This window comes from Acidiphilium sp. AL (assembly GCF_025499445.1).
Taxonomy (GTDB): Bacteria; Pseudomonadota; Alphaproteobacteria; order Acetobacterales; family Acetobacteraceae; genus Acidiphilium; species Acidiphilium iwatense.
Window position 1 is genome coordinate 1 of record NZ_JAIMBZ010000048.1, and the last position, 18,611, is coordinate 18,611.

Consider the following 18,611-nt stretch of genomic DNA (forward strand, 5'->3'; position numbering starts at 1 on the left):
ACGCGATCAGCTCGATCCCGTCCTGCTGGCGCGCCAGCTCCCGCCCGATCGCCACCGCAATCTCAGGATCGGTCTCGCCAACCGACGCCCCAAAAAACCGCGCCATGCTCCCAATCACTCTCTGCTCGTTCATCGTGTCACTAGAGTCCTTCAGTGAATTATCAAAGCGTGCTGTTCGCCAGCATGGGCTTCGACATATCGCTCCCGCTCCGCGCGCCATCGCCATATGCGGAACGGCCGGCATGGGTGAGGGCATCGAGAATTTCGTTGGAGCCGCAGAACCCGATAATGCGGCCGCCATCGCAGACAAAAATCGGCCGTCCGGTCATCTGGCGGATTTCCACGACATCCTTGAGCAGACAACCCGCTTCGACCAGGACCACGTTCCCTGCCGTTCGGACGAATTCCGAGTCAGCGTCGCACCAGCCGACGCTTTCTCCTCTGCAGTGAAGGCCCGCAAGCCTGCCATCGGCATCAAGCTCGATCTCATACAGATCGCGATCGATGAAACGATGGGCTCCGTCCGCTCCCACAACCTCGCCGACCGGCTTCATCAGCGAGGCAGCACGAAGCGCGGTCAGCGGATTCATATGCTTCACGAACTCGGCGACATAATCGGTGGCAGGCCGAAGCACGATGTCTTCCGGCTTGCCGACCTGGATCACCCGCCCGTCCTTCATGATCGCGATCCGGTTGCCGATTTTCAACGCCTCGTCGAGATCGTGGGTGACGAAGATGATGGTTTTCCTGACCGTTCGCTGCAGTGATAGCAGTTCGTCCTGAAGCTTGTTGCGAATCAGCGGGTCGAGCGCGGAAAACGGTTCGTCCATGAGCAGAATATCGGGGTTGGTGACGAGCGCGCGCGCGAGGCCGACACGCTGCTGCATGCCGCCTGAAAGTTCCTCGGCATATTTCTCTGCCCAGGGCAGAAGCCCTACGACATCGAGCCATTCATCGACGATCTTGCGCATTTCCGCCGCCGGCATCCGCCGCAATTCAAGCCCGAGTTCGACGTTCCTGCGCACGGTGCGCCACGGCAGCAGAGCGAATTGCTGGAATACCATGGAGACGGCTTCGTTGCGCAGGCGCTTGAGCACGCCCGCCTCCGGGCGGCTCATATCAACGACGCGGTCGCCCTGGCGGATCAGAATCCGGCCCCGGCTGATCTTGTTCAGCCCGTTCACCGCCCGTAGAACCGTGGTCTTTCCTGATCCCGACAGACCCATGAGCACGAAAATTTCACCCTGCTCGATCTCAAGATTGACATCGGCGGCACCGACCACGACGCCGTTCGAGGCGATGAGATCATTCCGCGATTTACCCGCGTCCAATCCCTTGAGCGCAGCCTCGACGCGACCGCGCGCCGCGCGGTCGTCGATGCCCGGAAATAGAATATCGACCTTGTCGAATTGTACGATGCCCGCCATGCTTTACGTCCGCGCCTTGGTGGGACGGAAGACGCGATCAAGAATGATCGCGACCACGACGATCGCGAGACCCGACGTGAATCCCTTGCCGATCTGCACGGTCTCCATCGCCTCCACCACCGGCTCGCCAAGCCCGCCCGCACCGACCAGTGCGGCGATCACGACCATCGAAAGACTCAGCATGATGACCTGGGTGAGCCCGGTCAGGATTGTCGGCATCGCGGCGGGAATCTCGACTTTCCAGAGCAGTTCGCGCGGGCTGGCGCCGAAGGCCTGACCGGCCTCGATCAATTGTTTCGGCACATTGATGATTCCAACATAGGTCAGGCGCACCGGCGTGGGAACGACGAAAACGATCGTCGAGATCAGGCCGGGAACACTGCCCAGCCCGAACAGCACGAGAGTCGGGATCAGATAGACGAAGGTGGGCAGGGTCTGCATCATATCGAGAATCGGCCGGATCGCCCGGTACAGCCTCGGCCGGTGCGCCGCCGCGATACCGATCGGCACACCGATCGCCATGCAGGCCAATGTCGCGTAAACGATGAGCGAGATCGTCTCGAGCGTTCGCTCCCAGTAACCCTGATTGAGAACGAACAGCAGCGCCAGGAAGACGAAGACCGCCAGCCGCCAGGATTTCTTGAAAATGTAAGTAAGAACAGCAAAAATCAGAATCAGGATAAGCGGCGAAATAGCGCGCAGCGCATCGGTCGTCGAATCGAGCAGAAGACCGAGAACGCTCGAAAGGACATTGAAGAAGCCCTGGAAATCATTCTTGATGAAGTCCACGAATTCGCGCGACCAGAGATTGACCGGAATGCTGTGATGGGCGATCCAGCGCTCAGCCTGCGTCAGGGCATTCATCTCCATGATCCTCGCAATCGATCATTCATCGCGGCGGTACGGACTTGCGGTCGGTCACCACCGCACCGCCGCTGAATTTCCAAAATGCGGCTAGCGTCCCGCTTCGGAAGTTCGTTATCATCAAACCCGGCGCCATACGAATTTCCGAATCGAAAGAACACTAACAAACATTTGATTTCAGTGTGGTGGTTCTGAAGTTCCTACGCATACGTGGCGGCGATTTTAGGAACTTCAGAACTAAAAACCACACTAACCTGCTTTCAGTTTCTGAAGCACGGCCGGCGTTCCCGGTTTGCCGTCAACGGTCGTCACACCGTTCAGCGTCGCTTTTACCCAGGCAGGGTGCGCCTTGAGCCAGGTGGCGGCGACATCCTTCGCCGGCTGGTGCTTGATCTGAACCTTATACATCATCGCGTTTTCGTCAGCGACGGTAAGTTTGAACTGGTTCAGCAGCCGGCCCACATTCGGGCACTCGGCCACGTAGCCGGGGCGGGTATTGACGTAGATCGTCGCCTGACCCTTGTGGGGGCCAAAATAAGCATGGCCGCCGGAGAGGTAGCGGATGTGGAATTCCACATTCATCGGCTCCGGCTCCCACCCGAGGAACACGACCGCCTTTTTCTTCGGATATTTGCGCGCGACCTCGGCAAGCATGCCGGCCTCGCTCGACTGCACCAGATGAAACTTGCCGAGGCCGAACTTGTTGGCCTTGATCATCGCCAGGATATGCTCGTTCCCGTCATTGCCCGGTTCGATCCCGTAGATCTTGTAGTTCAGATCCTTGCCGAATTTCTGAATATCGGCAAAATTTTTCAAACCTTTATTGTAGAGATAATAGGGCACGACGAGCGTATATTTCGCGCCGGTCAGATCCGGCTTCAGAACGACGATCCCCTTGTCCTTCACATAGGGGGCGGTGATCTTGTCCATCGACGGCGTCCAGTCGTCGAGAAAGACATCGATCTTCTTGTCCTTCAAACCGGCATACATGACTTCTTCGGAATACAGATTCGTATTGATCTTGTAGCCGAGATTTCCGGCAAGCTGCGAAAACACCGCGTTCTGGATTTCATTATCCGTCCAGCCGATATTCGCGAGACGAATCGTCTTGCAGGATGCCGGCTCGGCCGCACGGGCCGCCCCTGAGCCAATCGCAATAGACGCAACGGCAATCGCCAAACCTAAGCGTTTCATATTTCCTCCTGGATTTACAGACGTTCACATTGAACCGCGCCTGTTTTTCTCTCCCTGGACGACCGTGTTTTCAGGACGATCGCTGAGTGGGTGAATTCTTAAAACCACTGCGATCCGGGGTCTTGTATGGAACCGACATTGCCGTTGCACCTTCCATCCGGTACGACACACCGGCAATCTTCATCAATGCCGGATATTTGAAGACGACAGGTTGACGACGATGACCCCGGCAACGATCAGGCCAAGCCCGATCATCGTCGATATGTCGAGGGCCTGGCGATAGACGACCCAGCCGACCAGCGAGATCAGAACGATCCCCATGCCGCTCCAGATCGCATAGACGATCCCGACAGGAACCGTCCGCACGATCACCGACAGAAGATAGAACGAGGCGGCATAGGCAACGATCGTCAGGACCGCCGGCACCAGGCGGGTGAATTGCTGCGACGCCTTCAGCAGCGACGTGCCGACCACTTCGCTGAGGATGGCGCCAAGCAGCAGGAAATAGGTCAGGATCGTCGTCATTCGGCGTGAGCTCCGGGCGGCAATATGGCGGTTCGGGCCCCGCTGTAGAGCATCGCCGCACGGGCTGCCAGCGCAGCAACCATACAGCACCGGCAGGCAAACAAACAACGCGTTAGAGTCGGTGCGGCTCAAATCGGCGGCGGGCTCGATTTCATCCGTTCCATCGCGAAGCGGGAACTCACATTGCGCAGCGGCACGGTGGCGATCAGCCTTCGGTAGAATGCATCGTAAGCGGGAATATCGGGCACCATCACGTGCAGCAGATAATCGACATCGCCGCTCATCCGCCACGCCCCGACGATTTCCGGCATTTCCGTCACTACCTCGGCGAACCGGCTCATCCATGCGGCGGAATGATCCGCCGTCTCCACCGACACGAACACCGACACCGGATAGCCCAGCCGCTCGGGAGACAGGGTGGCGACCCGCCCGGTGATGATCCCCGCCTCCTCCATCCGCTTGATCCGCTTCCAGCACGGCGTCGCCGACAGCCCGACCTGCTTGGCCATGGCGGCGAGCGGCACGGTGGCATCGCGCGCGATCAATCGCAGAATCGCCCGGTCGATGCCGTCCAGCGCGGCAGGCGCCTCTTTTTCGGGCGGACGCTCGATCGCATTCATTCTCCAAACAACCTCGTTTGTGACATCTGATTCCATATCAATCAAATCAAACAAAAAATCAATCTTATTTTTGCCAAAATACTCCCAGTTGAGAGAAAATCATTTCTGTCGCGCCCTACCTGACCTATATGATGCAGCGCAAGACACCGCTTGCACGACGAGGAGACTGGCGTGGCACTTCGTATCGGCGACACCGCCCCGGATTTCGAACAGCTCTCGACCCACGGGCTGCTGCGTTTCCATGCCTGGAAGGGCTCCAGCTGGACCGTGCTGTTCTCCCACCCGCACGACTTCACGCCGGTCTGCACCACCGAACTGGGCGAGGCCGCACGCCTCACCCCCGATTTCGCCGCGCGCGACGCAAAGCTGCTTGCCCTCTCGGTCGATACGCCGGAGCGCCACGCCGCCTGGGCCGAGGATATCGCCGCGGTCTCCGGCCATCGCCCATCTTTCCCGATCATCGCCGATCACGATCGCGAGGTCGCGCATCTCTACGACATGATCCACCCCAACGCGGCGACGACCCAGACGGTGCGCGCCACCTTCATCATCGACCCGCGCAACGCGGTGCGGCTGATCCAGAGCTACCCGAACGCGATCGGCCGCAATTTCGCCGAAATCCTCCGCGCGCTCGACGCGTTGCGCCTGACCGATGCCGAACCGGTCGTCACCCCGGTCAACTGGCGGAATGGTGAGCCGGTCATCGCCGCGCCCCATCTGGCCGATGCCGAATTACTGCGCCGCTTTGGCGCGCCGCTCGCGACCGACCTCCCCTATCTGCGCCGCGTCGCGCAGCCCGCGCTGGCATGATCCCGATCGCTCTCGATCCCCGCTTCGCCCGCCTCGCCGTGGCCGGAAACGGTCCGCTGGCGCTGCGCCGGTTTCGCGCGCTGCGCGCCGCGGGCGCGGCCGATGCGATTCTGTTTTCCGATGCCCCGGCGGACGATGCGGTCATCGCCGCCGGTGGTTCGCTCCGCCGCGCTTTGCCCGAGGCCGCCGATCTCACAGCGCTTCACGCGCTCTGGATCGTCGATCTGCCGCGCCATCGCGCCGAGACCCTTGCCAATGCCGCCCGCGATGCGCGGGTTCTGGTCAATGTCGAAGACGTTCCGCAATTCTGCGATTTCCACTCGGTCGCGGAAATCAGGCGCGGCGATTTGCTTCTCACCATCTCGACCAATGGCCGTGCCCCCGGCCTGTCCAGCCTGATCCGCCGCGATCTGGAGCAGAAATACGGGCCGGAATGGCAGGAACGGGTCGCCGAAATCGGCGCGCTGCGTGCCGATTGGCAGCGCGAGGGTGTCGCCATGCCGGAAGCCGCGCAACGCATCGCCGCCATCGTCGCCGAACGGGCATGGCTATGACGATCCGCCACCCCGATTTCGCGCCCGGCACCGTCTGGCTGGCCGGCGCCGGCCCCGGCGATCCCGCGCTGCTCACGCTCGCGGCGCTGCACGCCATCGCCACCGCCGACGTGATCCTGCACGACGCCCTGGTTTCGCCCGAAATCCTCGCGCTGGCGCCCGCCGCCACGCGGTTGATCCCGGCCGGCAAGCGCGCGCATGGCGAGCACACGCCGCAACTCGCGATCAACGCCCAGCTCATCGCCCTCGCCTCGGCGCAACACCGCGTGCTCCGCCTCAAGGGCGGCGATCCGTTCGTGTTCGGCCGGGGCGGCGAGGAATGCCTGGCCCTTGCCGCCGCCGGCATCGTTTTTCGAGTGATTCCCGGCATTTCCGCCGGCATCGGCGCGACCACCGCCGCCTGTCTGCCCATCACCCATCGCGGCATCGCCCGCAGCGTCGTCTTCGCGACTGGCGAATCCGGGCCGGACGGCGCAGAGGTCGATTTCGCCGGTCTCGCCCGCGCCGCCGACACGCTGGTCCTGTACATGGCGCGCGCGAAATTCGAAGCGATCGCGGCCAGCCTCATCGAAGCCGGCCGCGAGCCGGCCGAGCCGGTCGCCTTCCTGCTCGATGCCACCACCCCGCGCGAAGAGATCATCCGCACCACCCTGGCCGAAGCGCCACGCATCGCCCGCACGCTGCGTCCGGCCGCGACCCTCATCGTCATCGGCCCGGTTGTCGGGATCGGCGCGATGTTCGCCACCGAAACCGCATTTCCCGTCCCCGACACCGTCTCCGCTCAAGGCTGATCCATTATGACCAAATCCGCGACACTGCCCCGCACCGCTCCGTTCGCGCCCGAGGATATCGCCGCACTCGACCGCGTGATCGGCAGTGCCTCGACCGTCCAGCGCGCCTGGCTCGCCGGCTTCCTCGCGGGGATCGACGCCGCCAAGGGCGAGCACGCCGCACCCCAGGCAGCGCCGGTTGCAAAAACCAAGCTCACCATTCTCTACGCGACCGAATCCGGCAATTCCGAAGCCCTCGCCGGTGCCGCCAAGCGCGACGCCCAGAAGCGCGGATTCGCCGCCCGCACGCTTGACATGGCCGATGCCAATATCGCCGCCCTGAAGGATGCCGGCAATCTCCTCGTCATTGCCGCCACCTGGGGCGAGGGCGAACCGCCGCAACGCGCCGCCCCGTTCTACCGCGCACTGATGAGCAACTCTGCCCCAAAACTCGACGGCCTTAACTTCGCCGTCCTGTCACTCGGCGATTCCTCATATGCGCAGTTCTGCGAAATCGGCAAACAGATCGACGCACGGCTCGAAGCCCTCGGTGCCGCCCGCGTTGCCGAGCGCGTCGATTGCGATCTCGACTACGAAGCGCCCGCCGGCAGCTTCATCGCCGACATCCTCGGTAAACTCACCCCGCCCGACGATGCGGGTTCGGTCATTCATGTCGATTTTCATCGCACGGCCGGCGAAGCCGTCAGCAAATCCGCGCCCTTCACCGCCGAAATCGCCGAACACCACCCGCTCACTTCATCGCGCTCGGAATCCGAAACCTTCCATATCGAACTCGATCTCGCCGGCTCCGGCCTCGCCTACGAGCCGGGCGACACGCTCGGAATCGCGCCGGACAATGACCCCGTGCTGGTCGAGTCCCTTCTCCGCGCTGCCGGGCTCGATGGCGATCCTGAATCCGCGGCCGCGCTGACAAGCGAACGCGACATCACCACCCTCACCGCCAAGCTGGTGCAGGACTATGCCGGCCTCACCGGCGATGCCAAACTCGCCGCTCTCGCCGACGACGATGCCGCACGGCGCGATTTCCTCGCCGGCCGCCAGCCGATCGATCTGCTCGAAGCCTTCCCGCACAAACTCACCGGCGCCCAGCTCAAAGGACTGTTCCGCCCGCTGCCGCCACGCTACTATTCGATCGCCTCGTCGCAGAAATCGGTGGGTGAAGCCGCCCATCTCGCCATCGCCAAGGTCGCCTATGAAAGCGCCGGACGCGCGCGCCTCGGCGTGGTCTCCGGCATGATCGCCGAGCGCCGCGCGACCGGCGCCACGGTCGACGTGTTCGTCAAGCCCAACCCGCATTTCCGCCTGCCCGCCGACCCGCACGCGCCCATCGTGATGATCGGCGCCGGCACCGGCATCGCCCCCTACCGCGCTTTCCTGCAGGACCGCGAAGCCACCGGGGCCGCCGGCAAATCCTGGTTGATCTTCGGCCATCGTCGCTTCCTGCACGATTTCCTCTACCAACTGGAAATCCAGGACTGGCTGAAATCCGGCGTGCTCGACCGGATCGACCTCGCCTTTTCGCGCGACCAGCCCGAGAAACGCTATGTCCAGCACGTGCTCTGGGACCAGCGCGACGCCCTGAAAGCCCGACTCGCCGAGGGTGCTGTCCTCTATCTCTGCGGTGACGCCAAGGCCATGGCCCGCGATGTCGATGCCACGCTCACCCGCATCCTCGGCGGCGACGATGCGGAGCGCGGCCAGGCCGAACTCGACGCGCTGATTTCCGCCGGCCGCTACAAAAAGGATGTCTATTGATGCTGGACACATCGACCGCCATCGAAGCCGCGACCCAAGACCTCCTGCGCCGCGCGATCGAAACCGACTACAAGGGCCGCATCGCCCTGGTTTCGTCCTTCGGCACCGAATCCGCCGTGCTTCTGCACATGATCGCACGGATCGACCGCCGCCTGCCGGTGATCTTCCTCGATACCGGCAAGCTGTTTCCCGATACCATCGCCTATCGCAACGCGCTGATCACCCGCCTGCACCTGTCGGATGTGCGCTCGATCCGTCCCGATCCCGCGCATCTCGCGAGCTTCGACCCCGACGGCACGCTGTTCGCGCGCGATCCCGATTTCTGCTGCGCACTGCGCAAGACCATGCCGCTCGATGCCGCCCTCGAAGGCTTCGACGCCTGGATCTCGGGGCGCAAACGCAACCAGACCGAAACCCGCGCCGATATCGCCGCGATCGAAACCGGACCCGATGGCCGCACGGTCCTCAACCCGCTGGGCGACTGGTCGCGCGAAGACATCGAAACCTATTTCGATACCCACCACCTCCCGCGCCACCCGCTGGAGTCCGACGGCTTCGCCTCGATCGGCTGCTTCACCTGCACCCGCCGCATCAAACCCGGCGAAGATGCCCGTGCCGGCCGCTGGAGCGGCTCCGGCAAAACCGAATGCGGCATCTTCCTCAGCCGTCCCGCGGAAGTGCCGGCATGAAGCCGATCTCGGGGCTTAGCCCTTAGTGGGGGGGGCAGGGGGCAAAGCCCCCTTGCGAAGCTCAGGACACGGTCCGAGCACGGGTTCTATGACCGCACTTACGAGGACGGACGATGACGGATACGCTTTCGCGGAATGAGGACATCAAGGCGCGCAGTGATTTTCTGAGGGGCACGCTGGCCGAGGAGTTGGGTGAGCAGGCGTTCGGCGGCCTTTCGGAAGACGACGGCCAACTCGTCAAGTTTCACGGCATGTATGTGCAGGACGACCGCGATCTGCGGCCCGAGCGGGCGAAGCGCAAGCTCGATCGCGCCTATATGTTCATGGCGCGGCTGCGCGTGCCGGGCGGTGTGCTGACGCCGCGCCAGTATCTCTCGATGGACCGGCTCGCGACCGAGCGCGGCAACGCGACCTTGCGCTTCACCACGCGCCAGACGATCCAGTTCCACGGCATCATCAAGAGCAATGTGCGCGCCGCGACGCGCGCGATGGACGCGGCCTTGCTCGACACCATCGCCGCCTGCGGCGACGTCAACCGCAACGTGATGGCGGTTGGCAATCCCTATCTGTCGCGCGCCCATGGCGAGGCGGTGGAGGCGGCGCGGCGGCTTTCCGCGCATTTCCTGCCGCGCACCGGTGCCTGGCGCGAGATTTTCATCGGCGACCGGCGGGTGCTCGGCGGCGAGCCCGAGGCCGAGCCGATCTACGGCCCGACCTATCTGCCGCGCAAATTCAAGATGACCGTCGCGGTGCCCCCGTCCAACGATGTCGATGTCTTCGCGCATGACCTGTCGTTCATCGCGATCGTCGAGAATGGCGGCATCGTCGGCTACAACGTGGTGGTCGGCGGCGGCATGGGTGCCACCCATGGCGAGCCGGAAACCTACCCGCGCGTCGGCGATATCATCGGATATTGCCCGGCCGATCAGCTCGTCGCGGTCGCCGAGGCCGTGCTCACCACCCAGCGCGATTTCGGCAACCGCTCGAACCGCAAGCGCGCCCGCCTGAAATACACGATCGACGATCGCGGGCTCGACTGGTTCAAGACCGAAGTGAATTCACGCCTTGCCAAGCCGCTGGAGCCGGAGAGAAAATTCCAGTTCACCGGCAATGGCGATGCGCTCGGCTGGACGCGCGACGAGGAGGGGTTGAATCACCTCACCCTGTTCGTCGAAAACGGCCGCGTCGCCGATCGCGGCGATTGGCGCCTGAAATCCGCCCTGGTCGCGATCGCGTCCCTGGAGGGTTTCATCGACCGAGGTGCCGTCATCATGACGGCGAATCAGAATGTCATCGTCGCCCGCGCCACCGACGGGGAACGCGAAAAAATCGACCTCATTCTCGCCGGGCACGGCGTTATCCAGAGCCAATCTGCGCTGCGCGAAAGCGCGATGGCGTGCGTCGCCCTGCCGACCTGCGGGCTTGCCCTTGCCGAAAGCGAGCGCTATCTGCCCGATTTGATAACCATGATCGACCAGATGCTCGCGACCCACGGCCTGTCGGAGCAAAAAATCACCCTGCGCATGACCGGCTGCCCGAATGGCTGCGCGCGGCCCTATATCGCGGAAATCGGCCTGATCGGCCGCAATCCCGGCCGCTACAACCTGCATCTCGGGGGCGCCGCCGACGGCTCCCGCCTCAATAGTCTGCTCCACGAAAATCTGAATGAGGCAGAAATCCTTGAGAGCCTCGATCCACTCTTCGCGGCCTATGCAAAAAACCGCGAGCCTGGCGAGGGATTCGGCGATTTCACCCGCCGGACCGGGATCATTTGACCGCGCAGACCCCGAACATGTTGGGCGTTCCCGCCGGGTGCGCTGGCGTAACGATCTTCATCGTGGCGAAATCCGTCGGCGCGTGCTCGGGAAACGCCGTCTTGCCCGCCGGGTAGCAGTTCGACGCGAGCAGATAGGCGATCACCTCGGCATACTGCGCCGGCTTCAATGACGCCGGATTGTTGAACGGCATGTTCTGGGTGACGATGGTGCGGATGACGCCGACGGTCCAGCCATCCTTCTTCGCGGTCGCAAGAAAATCCTTGCCCGCGATCGCCGGCGCCGCGACGCCCTGCAGATTGCCGCCATGGCAGCTCGCGCAATCCGCCGAATACACGGCCTTTCCCTGTTTCGCCTGCGCCGCCGTGTAGAGCGCCTTGGTCGCGGCTGCCTGCGCCGCGACCTCGATCAGCCGCGCCGGCTTTGGCTTTGCGCGCGTCACGGTCGGCCGGATCGCCGCCGCATGGGTATCGCACAAATGCCGGACCATCGGCGCCGCCGCCGTGTAGAACACCACCATATTGCCGTCCTTTCTGATAAACGCCGCTCCGGCATCCGGGATCGTCGCGTCGCTGAGCGTCACCGCCCGCCACGCGAGCCAGCCATGAGACATGCCATAGCCGGTCCTGGCCGGTGCGGCGCATCCGTTCAGGATCGCCGCGCCGGCCGGCACCCCGAGTCCGGTATTCGCGATCGCGCCTGCCATGCCGCCAAGCACGTCGTATTCACTCGCCCGCCCCTGCGCCACGTCGAGGTCTTCCAGGGCGCGCGAGGACGCGACCTCGAACGCGGTCAGCCCGCGCGCCTTGCGCGCATCCTGCAAATGCCCCACCGCCGCGAGCACATTGACCAGCACGCCATGCAGCACCGGCACGAAGGGCGGATTGGCGCGCCGATCGAGCAGATGGTTCACCTGCCCGATCGCACCCCCCGCATCGCCGGGATTGGGCACCGAGGCCACGAATTGCCGCGAATGTTCCCCCACCAGCGCATTGATCGCACTCTGCGCCGCCAGCCTGTAGGATGCGGGACCGCTCGCCGCCGCATCCTCCGCGCCGGTGATCACCGCGATCGCCGCCTTGATGTCGCGCAGCGCCGCTGCCGAAGAAGCGTGATCCGATATCGTGGCCGCCGAGGCCGGAGCCGCGAGGGCGAGCAGCACCGCCCCCGCGGCCGGGGCCAACGTAAGGTTAGTCCGCCGCATCACTTGGAGACGGCGAACATCGTCAGCTCGGTTCCGGCATTGGTCTTCGGCATGTTCGGCAATTGCTGATTGCCCGCCGGGCCCGACGCCACCGCGACATATTCGGTGCTGCCCTCGGTGAACGCGACCGGCGGCGCGATGATCGGCGAACCGGTCTGGTATTTCCACAACTCCTTGCCGCTATTGGCGTCGAACGCCGCGAAATCGCCGTTCTCCATGCCGGTGAACACCAGTCCGCTCGCGGTCGAGAGCGCACCACCCGCCATCGGCAATTTTTCCGGCTCGCGCCACGCGAACACGCCGTCGCCGACATCGATCGCGTTGAGCTGTCCGGTGTTCGGGCCGACGAATTTCGGAAATGCCCCACCCAGGTAGAACTGGCCGCCGATATAGACGACGTTCTTGGTCGCGCGCCAGAACCCGCATTCGTTGCTGCTCGGCAGATAGATCATGTTGGTCTGCGGGTCGTAGGTGCCGCCGTTGAACTCCACGCCGCCATTGGTGTTCGGACAAGCCACGTTGCCCTTCAGCGTCGGCTCGGTATTCTGGTGATATTGCATGCTGATCACCAGATGATTCACCAGCGCGCCGGTCTTGGAATTCAGCAGCCAGAAATTGCCCGCCTTGTCGCCATCCGCCACCAGAGGCATCGTCTTGCCGTTCACCTTGCCGTCGAACAGTACCGGCGGCATCACCGGGTCCCAGTCATGGGTGTCGTGCGCGATGAACTGGTGATACCAGACAAGTTTCGGCTTCGCGCCCGAAATGTTCAGCGCGAGCAGCGAATCGCTGTAGAGATTCTTGCCCTTGCGCACCGGCCCGTTGAAATCGGGCTGCGGATTGCCCGCATTGGCGTAGAGAATCCCGGTTTTCGGGTCGATCGCCATCTGCGTCCACACCGCGGCACCGCCGCGCTTCCAGCTATCGCCGCTCCACGTCTTGTTAGCTGGCTTGCCCGGCCCCGGCACCGTGTTCCACTGCCATAGCTCCTTGCCGGTCTTTGGGTCGTAGGCCGCGATATTGCCGATGCCGCCCCAATCCCCGTCCGATACGCCGAGCAGCAACTCGGTCTTGCCGGTCGATGGGTTTCGCCAGGGCAGCGGCGCCATGGTGTAGAACGAGTTGGTCGGATCCTTCACCGCGAGCTTGTCGAACACCTTCTTGCCGGTCTCGGCGTTCAGCGCGATCAGTCGCCCATCCAGCGTCGCGACATACACATTGCCGTCCACCAGCGCGACGCCGCGATTGGCGGCGAAGGAAATCACGTGCGGGTTGTCGGAGAACTGCCATTTCAGCTTGCCGGTCTTCACGTCGATCGCATAGACGTGATCATGCGCCGAGGTGATATAGGCAATGCCGTGCCAGATCAGCGGCGCCGCCTCGATCGGCCCGTTATCCGAAATCTTGAAGGTCCAGACCGGCTTGAGCTTGCTCACATTGGCGGGCGAGATGCTGGTCAGGCTGACATAACGGTCATTGTTGTAATTCTTCGCCGGCAGGATCCAGTTCGCGTGATCTCCCTGCGTGTTGGTGAAATCCTTCATGCCTGGCGTCACGGCGTTCGCCGTCGTCCCCGCCTGAGCACTACCGGCCAGCCCGAACGCCAGCGCCGTCGCGGCAATACCGCCGGCCAGCGCAGTCCGGCTCCATCGCATGGATCGTGTGGTCTTGAGCATATCCGTCCCTCCCTTTGCGGTTTACCCCAACACGGGCGGCGCGCAGGCGCACGCCAATTGGTTCGTGACGTGGTAACGCTACCATAACGCGCCGAGGGATCAAGCGATTTAGCCGTCCCCAAGCCGGGTCGGCCTCAAACCGAACAATTCGACAGAACGACATCCTGGGAAATCAGCCGCGCGGCCTGCTTCACCTCCGGCGCCAGCGCATCCAGCCGCGCGCGGTCCATGCGAATCCCCGGCGCGGTCACGCTCAGGCTCGCGACCGGCCTGAAGTTGCGGTCGAAAATCGGTGCCGCGACGCAGAAAATCCCCTCCTCATGCTCCTCGCAATCGCGCGCGATCCCTTCGCTCCTGATCCGGTCGAACTCGGCGCGCAGCAGATGCCGGGAGGTGATGGTGTGCGGCGTATGCCCGGTCAGGGTGATGCGCGCGATGACGTCCTCGCGCTCGGCCTCCGGCAGATGCGCCAGAATCGCCTTGCCGACCCCGGTGCAATGCAGCGGCCCGCGCCGCCCGATCGAGGAGAACAGCCGCAGCGTTTTCGGGCTCTCGCGCTTGTCGATATAGATGATTTCCAGCCCGTCACGCACCGCGAGATGTACCGTCTCTTCCGTGCTGTGCCACAGCGCGTCGACGTGGCGCGCCGCGACCTGCTTGAGATCGATCGATTCCCACGCCCGATAGGCCAGTTCCAGCAGTCCGAGCGACGGGCGATAGGTGCGGTCGGGCCCGGAGCGGATCAGCCCGGCTTCGATCAACTCCTGCAACAGCCGGTGCAGCGTCGCCTTCGGCAAGCCGGTTCGATCGAGCAGGGTGGAGAAATTCGCGTGCGGCTCGGCGGTGCTCACGCAACGCAGCAGCGCCAGCGCCTTCGCGATGCTCGATGGCAGATCGGTGATCGGCGTATCCATGGCACGGAGACTAGGCCCAACCACCTCTTTGTCAATTCGGAAATGAGTTCCGAATGTCGAAAATCCAGGGTAGTTTCCGCCCTGACGACCGGGACATTATAGTCGCGCGATGAACGACCTGATCGACCGCCTCGCCGCCGCCCTCGGCCCCGGCGGCGTTCTCACCGAGAGCGCCGATATCGCCCCGTTCGGCACCGACTGGCGCGGGCTGTATGCCAATTCGCCGCGCGCCGTGCTCCGCCCGCGCGATGCGGACGGCGTCGCCGCTTCCGTCCGGCTCTGCGCCGAGGCAGGTGTGGCGATCGTGCCGCAGGGCGGCAACACCTCGCTGGTCGCCGGCGCCGTCCCCAGCCGTCCCGGTGCCGAATTCGTGCTCAGCCTCGCCCGGCTGAACCGGGTCCGCGCGATCGACCGCGCCGGATTGTCGATGATCGCCGAAGCTGGCGTCACTCTTCTACGCGCGCAGGAGGAAGCGGCCGAGGCCGGCGCGCTCCTGCCGCTCTCGATCAATTCGGAGGGTTCGGCCCAGCTCGGCGGCGTGCTCTCCACCAATGCGGGCGGCAACAACACGCTGCGCTTCGGCAATGCGCGCGATCTGATTCTCGGCCTCGAAGTCGTCCTGCCGGACGGCACGCTCTGGAACGGGCTGCGCCTGCTGCGCAAGGACAATACCGGCTACGCGCTGAAACATCTGTTCGCCGGCGCCGAAGGCACGCTCGGCATCATCACCGCCGCCGCACTGAAACTCTATCGCGCGCCGCGCGAGCGCCAGACCTGCCTCTGCGCGCTGCCCGGCATTGACGCCGTGCTCGACCTGTTCGCCCGGCTGCGCGACGAAGACGAATCCGCGCTCTACGCCTTCGAATATATCTCCGGCCCTGCGATGGCGCTGAACGCGCGTCACATGCCGGATTTCCGCCTGCCCTTCGCCGAGCCCGCCGCGCATTACGTCCTCGCCGAACTCGCCACCACACGGCGCGCCGCTTCCCTGCGCGAGACGCTGGAATCCGTCCTCGCCGGCGCGCTGGAGCACGGCACCATCGCCGATGCCGCGATCGCCGAATCCGAAACCCAGCGCCGCGACTTCTGGGCAATCCGCGAGCACATCGCCGAATCCCAGAAGCGCGAAGGCACCTCGGTGAAGAACGACGTCTCGGTGCCGATCGCCTCGGTCCCCGACCTGCTCGACCGCACCAGGGCCATGCTGACAGCGCGTTACCCCGGCGCCCGCATGGCGGCATTCGGCCATATCGGCGACGGCAACATCCATCTCAACGTGATCCAACCGGAGGGCGAAGAGCCCGGCGCGTTCGACGGGCGCGCCGAAGACCTGATGGAGGATGTCAACGCCATCGTCGCCGGTCTCGGCGGCAGCTTCTCGGCCGAACACGGCGTCGGCATGATCAAGCGCCCCGCCTTCGCCCATTGGCGCGCCGCCGCCGAGCGCGACGCGATGCGCCGGATCAAGGACGCGCTCGATCCGCGCGGCATCATGAACCCTGGAAAATTATTCTAACCACCCTGCCGTCATTGCGAGCGAAGCGAAGCAATCCATGCGCGGGCGCCACTGGCCAACCACAACACCCTCAAAACCGATACTTCGCGGTCATGCCCACGATGAAATTGCGCCCCGGCGCCGGTTCGTAATATTCGCCGTTGCTCGCTGCGATCACCACGGCGCCGACATAGGTTCGGTTGAAGATGTTATTGACCCGCACAAACTCGTTCAGCCCGAACGGTCCGAAATTCTGCCGGAATCCGCCCGCCGCCCCGGCGGTGAAATACCCCGCTGCATAGGCCGAGTTCGCGTTATCGACATACATCCGGCTCTGCCACTGCCCGTCGAGCGTGGTGTAGAACCCGCTCGCCGGATTATGCCAGTCCACTTCGCCATAGATGCGCTGCTGCGGCACACCGGGCAGCGCCTTGCCGGCGACCGCGCTGTTTTCGAACCGGGCATGAAGGAAACTGTAGGCGGCATACAACTCGATATGATGCGGCAGGAAACTGTCGATGCTCGCGTCGATGCCGTTGCGCGCCGTCTGTCCCTCATTGGCATAGGCGGTGCGCCCATCGGTGGAGGACGACACCACGATCTGATTATTGGTGTGGATGTGGAACAGGGCGAGCTTGAAATACGTGTTGCCCGCGATCAGACTCTTGATCCCGGCTTCGTAGTTCTGGCTCGTGGCCGGCACCAGCGCGGCATTCAGCCCCGCCTCGCCATTCGGCAGATACGCGAGCTGGTCCAGCGTCGGCGTCTCGAATCCCTCGCCGTAATCGGCGAACAGATTGGTCTCGCGGGTCAGATGATAGGTCGCGCCCGCCACGAAACTGGTGTGGGCGTACGAAATCGAACCACTGTCATTGGTCAGTTTCGGCGTGACGAACAAATCCTGCACGCTGAAATGTTCCTGGCTGTGCCGCAATCCGGCATCGAGCACGAGGCGCGGGGCGGGCTTCACCTCGATCTCGGCATACTCGGCGATGTTGCGCGCGATATCCTGCTCGTTGCGGCGCAACGCGCCGATGGTGCCGAATTCGTTGACATAGCCCTTGCGATGCTGGTCCTCGTAGCCGAAATCGGCCCCGACGATCGTGGTCACCGGAATCCCGGCAAGCCGCGTCTTGTGCGTCCACCGCCCGCCGATCCCGCCGGATTTCCGCGCAAGATCGACAACGCCGCCGCCCGATGCCGCGAAACTGCCGGTGAACGGCAGATACTGCAAAACCGAATGGGTGGCTTCGTAAATCATAACACGGATGGAGTTGTCGTCGTTGATCCGGTGACGGAACACTAGGCCGAATTGGACATGCCGCAGCGTCTTGCGGGCATTGAACGCATCCGCCCCGGTCCCCGCCTGTCGCGGGTTTTGATGATACTGCGCCGCGGTCAACCCGAGCGGATCGAGCGAATCCGGCTCGTTCAGCGCATCCACCAGCAGCGTGTAGCTGGTATCCGCATCGACCTGCACGCGATACTTGCCGTAGAATTGCTGGCGCCGCACCGAACTATGCGCGCGATAGCCGCCGGAATAGAAATCCGAGGCGTTCATCATATAGTTGAACGAGCCGCTCCGGCCGAACGCAGCCTGCCCGCCATAGGACAGGCTCGCCCGGTAACTGCCGTAGGAGCCGCCGAGCAGCCCGAAGCTCACAGTCGGCTGCTTCGGTCCATCCTTGCTGAACACCTGGATCACGCCGCCCGCCGCATTGCCGTACAGCACCGAAAACGGCCCGCTCAGCACTTCGATGCGCGACACGTCGCCGAGATCGATGATCTCGGAGTCGCCGGTGCCGTCCGGCTGGGTCGCCGGCACGCCGTCGATCAGCAGCTTCACGTTGCGCACGCCGAACGCGGTCTGCGCGCCGAACCCGCGCGAGGTGATGCGGATTCCGGTTGCGTAATTCTGCTGGTTCTGCACATCGAGACCCGGCACGCGCTTGAGGCTTTCCGACAGATTCTCCTGTTCGTTCGCCTCGCTCACCTGCCGCCCGGTCACGGTATAGATCGAGACCGGCACATTGAAGCTCGACTGGCGCGTCCGTGTCGCGCTGACGACGATGCGCTTGATCGCGATCGAAGCCGGCGAGGGCAACATCACCGCCTGCGCGCGCGCCGTGCCGCACAGCGCCGCTGTCGCCAGAAGCACGACGGCGCCATGATGTATTCGCATCCGCATTCAGTATACGACGACGGAGCGGATGCTTTCGCCGTTGCGCATGAGGTCGAAGCCGTGGTTGATCTGCTCGAAGGGGAGGGTGTGGGTGATCAGGTCGTCGATGTTGATTTTGCCGTCCATATACCAGTCG

16 protein-coding genes and 1 pseudogene are annotated in these 18,611 nt (G+C 63.8%); 7 read left to right on the forward strand and 10 right to left on the reverse strand.

The features are described from left to right. Positions 1–161: 161 nt before the first annotated feature. From AiwAL_RS17505 to AiwAL_RS17525, 5 genes are all read right to left on the reverse strand, one after another. Positions 162–1,427 (reverse strand): glycine betaine/L-proline ABC transporter ATP-binding protein, encoded by a 1,266-nt coding sequence (locus AiwAL_RS17505; protein ID WP_235705657.1) that lies wholly within the window; start codon positions 1,425–1,427, stop codon positions 162–164. A gap of 3 nt (positions 1,428–1,430) precedes the next feature. After that, complete coding sequence (gene choW / locus AiwAL_RS17510; protein ID WP_235705658.1) at positions 1,431–2,291, reverse strand: choline ABC transporter permease subunit; 861 nt, start codon at positions 2,289–2,291, stop codon at positions 1,431–1,433. Between the two features lie 249 nt (positions 2,292–2,540). After that, positions 2,541–3,485, reverse strand: a complete 945-nt coding sequence (gene choX / locus AiwAL_RS17515) for a choline ABC transporter substrate-binding protein (RefSeq protein WP_262313187.1) — start codon at positions 3,483–3,485, stop codon at positions 2,541–2,543. A 183-nt stretch (positions 3,486–3,668) separates the two neighbouring features. Beyond that, positions 3,669–4,010, reverse strand: coding sequence for a multidrug efflux SMR transporter (locus AiwAL_RS17520; protein ID WP_235705660.1), 342 nt, complete (start codon positions 4,008–4,010; stop codon positions 3,669–3,671). Positions 4,011–4,138: 128 nt separating this feature from the next. Next, positions 4,139–4,630: an Lrp/AsnC family transcriptional regulator gene (locus AiwAL_RS17525; RefSeq protein ID WP_235705664.1), complete on the reverse strand. Its 492-nt coding sequence runs from the start codon at positions 4,628–4,630 to the stop codon at positions 4,139–4,141. A 171-nt stretch (positions 4,631–4,801) separates the two neighbouring features. On the opposite strand from AiwAL_RS17525, the gene AiwAL_RS17530 reads away from it, so the two are divergent. The 6 genes from AiwAL_RS17530 (at position 4,802) to AiwAL_RS17555 (ending at position 11,004) form a co-directional block, all read left to right on the forward strand. Next, the gene (locus tag AiwAL_RS17530; protein ID WP_262313188.1) at positions 4,802–5,440 is read left to right on the forward strand and encodes a peroxiredoxin; all 639 of its coding nucleotides are present in this window, start codon (positions 4,802–4,804) and stop codon (positions 5,438–5,440) included. Further along, on the forward strand, positions 5,437–5,994 hold the full coding sequence (locus tag AiwAL_RS17535; RefSeq protein WP_262313189.1) for a bifunctional precorrin-2 dehydrogenase/sirohydrochlorin ferrochelatase: 558 nt from the start codon (positions 5,437–5,439) through the stop codon (positions 5,992–5,994). Before AiwAL_RS17530 ends, AiwAL_RS17535 begins: the two co-directional genes overlap by 4 nt. Next, positions 5,985–6,785, forward strand: a complete 801-nt coding sequence (gene cobA / locus AiwAL_RS17540; RefSeq protein WP_262313190.1) for a uroporphyrinogen-III C-methyltransferase — start codon at positions 5,985–5,987, stop codon at positions 6,783–6,785. The genes AiwAL_RS17535 and cobA overlap by 10 nt, the downstream gene beginning before the upstream one ends. A 6-nt stretch (positions 6,786–6,791) precedes the next feature. Beyond that, positions 6,792–8,540 (forward strand): sulfite reductase flavoprotein subunit alpha, encoded by a 1,749-nt coding sequence (locus AiwAL_RS17545; RefSeq protein WP_262313191.1) that lies wholly within the window; start codon positions 6,792–6,794, stop codon positions 8,538–8,540. Next, a complete protein-coding gene (locus tag AiwAL_RS17550; protein ID WP_235705669.1) occupies positions 8,540–9,229 on the forward strand; it encodes a phosphoadenylyl-sulfate reductase in 690 nt (229 codons plus the stop codon). Before AiwAL_RS17545 ends, AiwAL_RS17550 begins: the two co-directional genes overlap by 1 nt. Positions 9,230–9,342: 113 nt before the next feature. Further along, positions 9,343–11,004, forward strand: a complete 1,662-nt coding sequence (locus AiwAL_RS17555) for an NADPH-dependent assimilatory sulfite reductase hemoprotein subunit (RefSeq protein WP_262313192.1) — start codon at positions 9,343–9,345, stop codon at positions 11,002–11,004. Here the strand turns inward: AiwAL_RS17555 and AiwAL_RS17560 are convergent. The 3 genes from AiwAL_RS17560 to AiwAL_RS17570 form a co-directional block, all read right to left on the reverse strand. Beyond that, positions 10,997–12,187, reverse strand: a complete 1,191-nt coding sequence (locus tag AiwAL_RS17560; RefSeq protein ID WP_235705671.1) for a c-type cytochrome — start codon at positions 12,185–12,187, stop codon at positions 10,997–10,999. The two genes, AiwAL_RS17555 and AiwAL_RS17560, sit on opposite strands and share 8 nt — an antisense overlap. A 20-nt stretch (positions 12,188–12,207) precedes the next feature. Then, the gene (locus AiwAL_RS17565) at positions 12,208–13,884 is read right to left on the reverse strand and encodes a PQQ-binding-like beta-propeller repeat protein (RefSeq protein WP_235705672.1); all 1,677 of its coding nucleotides are present in this window, start codon (positions 13,882–13,884) and stop codon (positions 12,208–12,210) included. 134 nt (positions 13,885–14,018) lie between these two features. Continuing rightward, positions 14,019–14,798: an IclR family transcriptional regulator gene (locus tag AiwAL_RS17570; RefSeq protein ID WP_235705673.1), complete on the reverse strand. Its 780-nt coding sequence runs from the start codon at positions 14,796–14,798 to the stop codon at positions 14,019–14,021. A gap of 109 nt (positions 14,799–14,907) precedes the next feature. Between AiwAL_RS17570 and AiwAL_RS17575 the strand changes: the two genes are divergently transcribed. Beyond that, on the forward strand, positions 14,908–16,314 hold the full coding sequence (locus AiwAL_RS17575) for an FAD-binding oxidoreductase (protein WP_235705674.1): 1,407 nt from the start codon (positions 14,908–14,910) through the stop codon (positions 16,312–16,314). Between the two features lie 70 nt (positions 16,315–16,384). Here AiwAL_RS17575 and AiwAL_RS17580 read toward each other — a convergent pair whose 3' ends face one another. Both AiwAL_RS17580 and AiwAL_RS17585 read right to left on the reverse strand, forming a co-directional pair. Further along, positions 16,385–18,475: a TonB-dependent receptor gene (locus AiwAL_RS17580; protein ID WP_262313193.1), complete on the reverse strand. Its 2,091-nt coding sequence runs from the start codon at positions 18,473–18,475 to the stop codon at positions 16,385–16,387. A gap of 6 nt (positions 18,476–18,481) precedes the next feature. Then, positions 18,482–18,611 (reverse strand): annotated as a pseudogene (locus tag AiwAL_RS17585) (S-(hydroxymethyl)glutathione dehydrogenase); the annotation flags it as partial.

What these genes read in the sequence shown, in the direction of transcription:
- AiwAL_RS17570 (WP_235705673.1), bottom strand. Translation starts at nt 14,798, where the DNA reads ATGGATACGCCGATCACCGATCTGCCATCGAGCATCGCGAAGGCGCTG.
- AiwAL_RS17580 (WP_262313193.1), bottom strand. Translation starts at nt 18,475, where the DNA reads ATGCGAATACATCATGGCGCCGTCGTGCTTCTGGCGACAGCGGCGCTG.
- AiwAL_RS17575 (WP_235705674.1), top strand. Translation starts at nt 14,908, where the DNA reads ATGAACGACCTGATCGACCGCCTCGCCGCCGCCCTCGGCCCCGGCGGC.
- AiwAL_RS17550 (WP_235705669.1), top strand. Translation starts at nt 8,540, where the DNA reads ATGCTGGACACATCGACCGCCATCGAAGCCGCGACCCAAGACCTCCTG.
- AiwAL_RS17535 (WP_262313189.1), top strand. Translation starts at nt 5,437, where the DNA reads ATGATCCCGATCGCTCTCGATCCCCGCTTCGCCCGCCTCGCCGTGGCC.
- cobA (WP_262313190.1), top strand. Translation starts at nt 5,985, where the DNA reads ATGGCTATGACGATCCGCCACCCCGATTTCGCGCCCGGCACCGTCTGG.
- AiwAL_RS17505 (WP_235705657.1), bottom strand. Translation starts at nt 1,427, where the DNA reads ATGGCGGGCATCGTACAATTCGACAAGGTCGATATTCTATTTCCGGGC.
- AiwAL_RS17565 (WP_235705672.1), bottom strand. Translation starts at nt 13,884, where the DNA reads ATGCTCAAGACCACACGATCCATGCGATGGAGCCGGACTGCGCTGGCC.
- AiwAL_RS17520 (WP_235705660.1), bottom strand. Translation starts at nt 4,010, where the DNA reads ATGACGACGATCCTGACCTATTTCCTGCTGCTTGGCGCCATCCTCAGC.
- AiwAL_RS17555 (WP_262313192.1), top strand. Translation starts at nt 9,343, where the DNA reads ATGACGGATACGCTTTCGCGGAATGAGGACATCAAGGCGCGCAGTGAT.
- AiwAL_RS17525 (WP_235705664.1), bottom strand. Translation starts at nt 4,630, where the DNA reads ATGAATGCGATCGAGCGTCCGCCCGAAAAAGAGGCGCCTGCCGCGCTG.
- choW (WP_235705658.1), bottom strand. Translation starts at nt 2,291, where the DNA reads ATGAATGCCCTGACGCAGGCTGAGCGCTGGATCGCCCATCACAGCATT.
- choX (WP_262313187.1), bottom strand. Translation starts at nt 3,485, where the DNA reads ATGAAACGCTTAGGTTTGGCGATTGCCGTTGCGTCTATTGCGATTGGC.
- AiwAL_RS17545 (WP_262313191.1), top strand. Translation starts at nt 6,792, where the DNA reads ATGACCAAATCCGCGACACTGCCCCGCACCGCTCCGTTCGCGCCCGAG.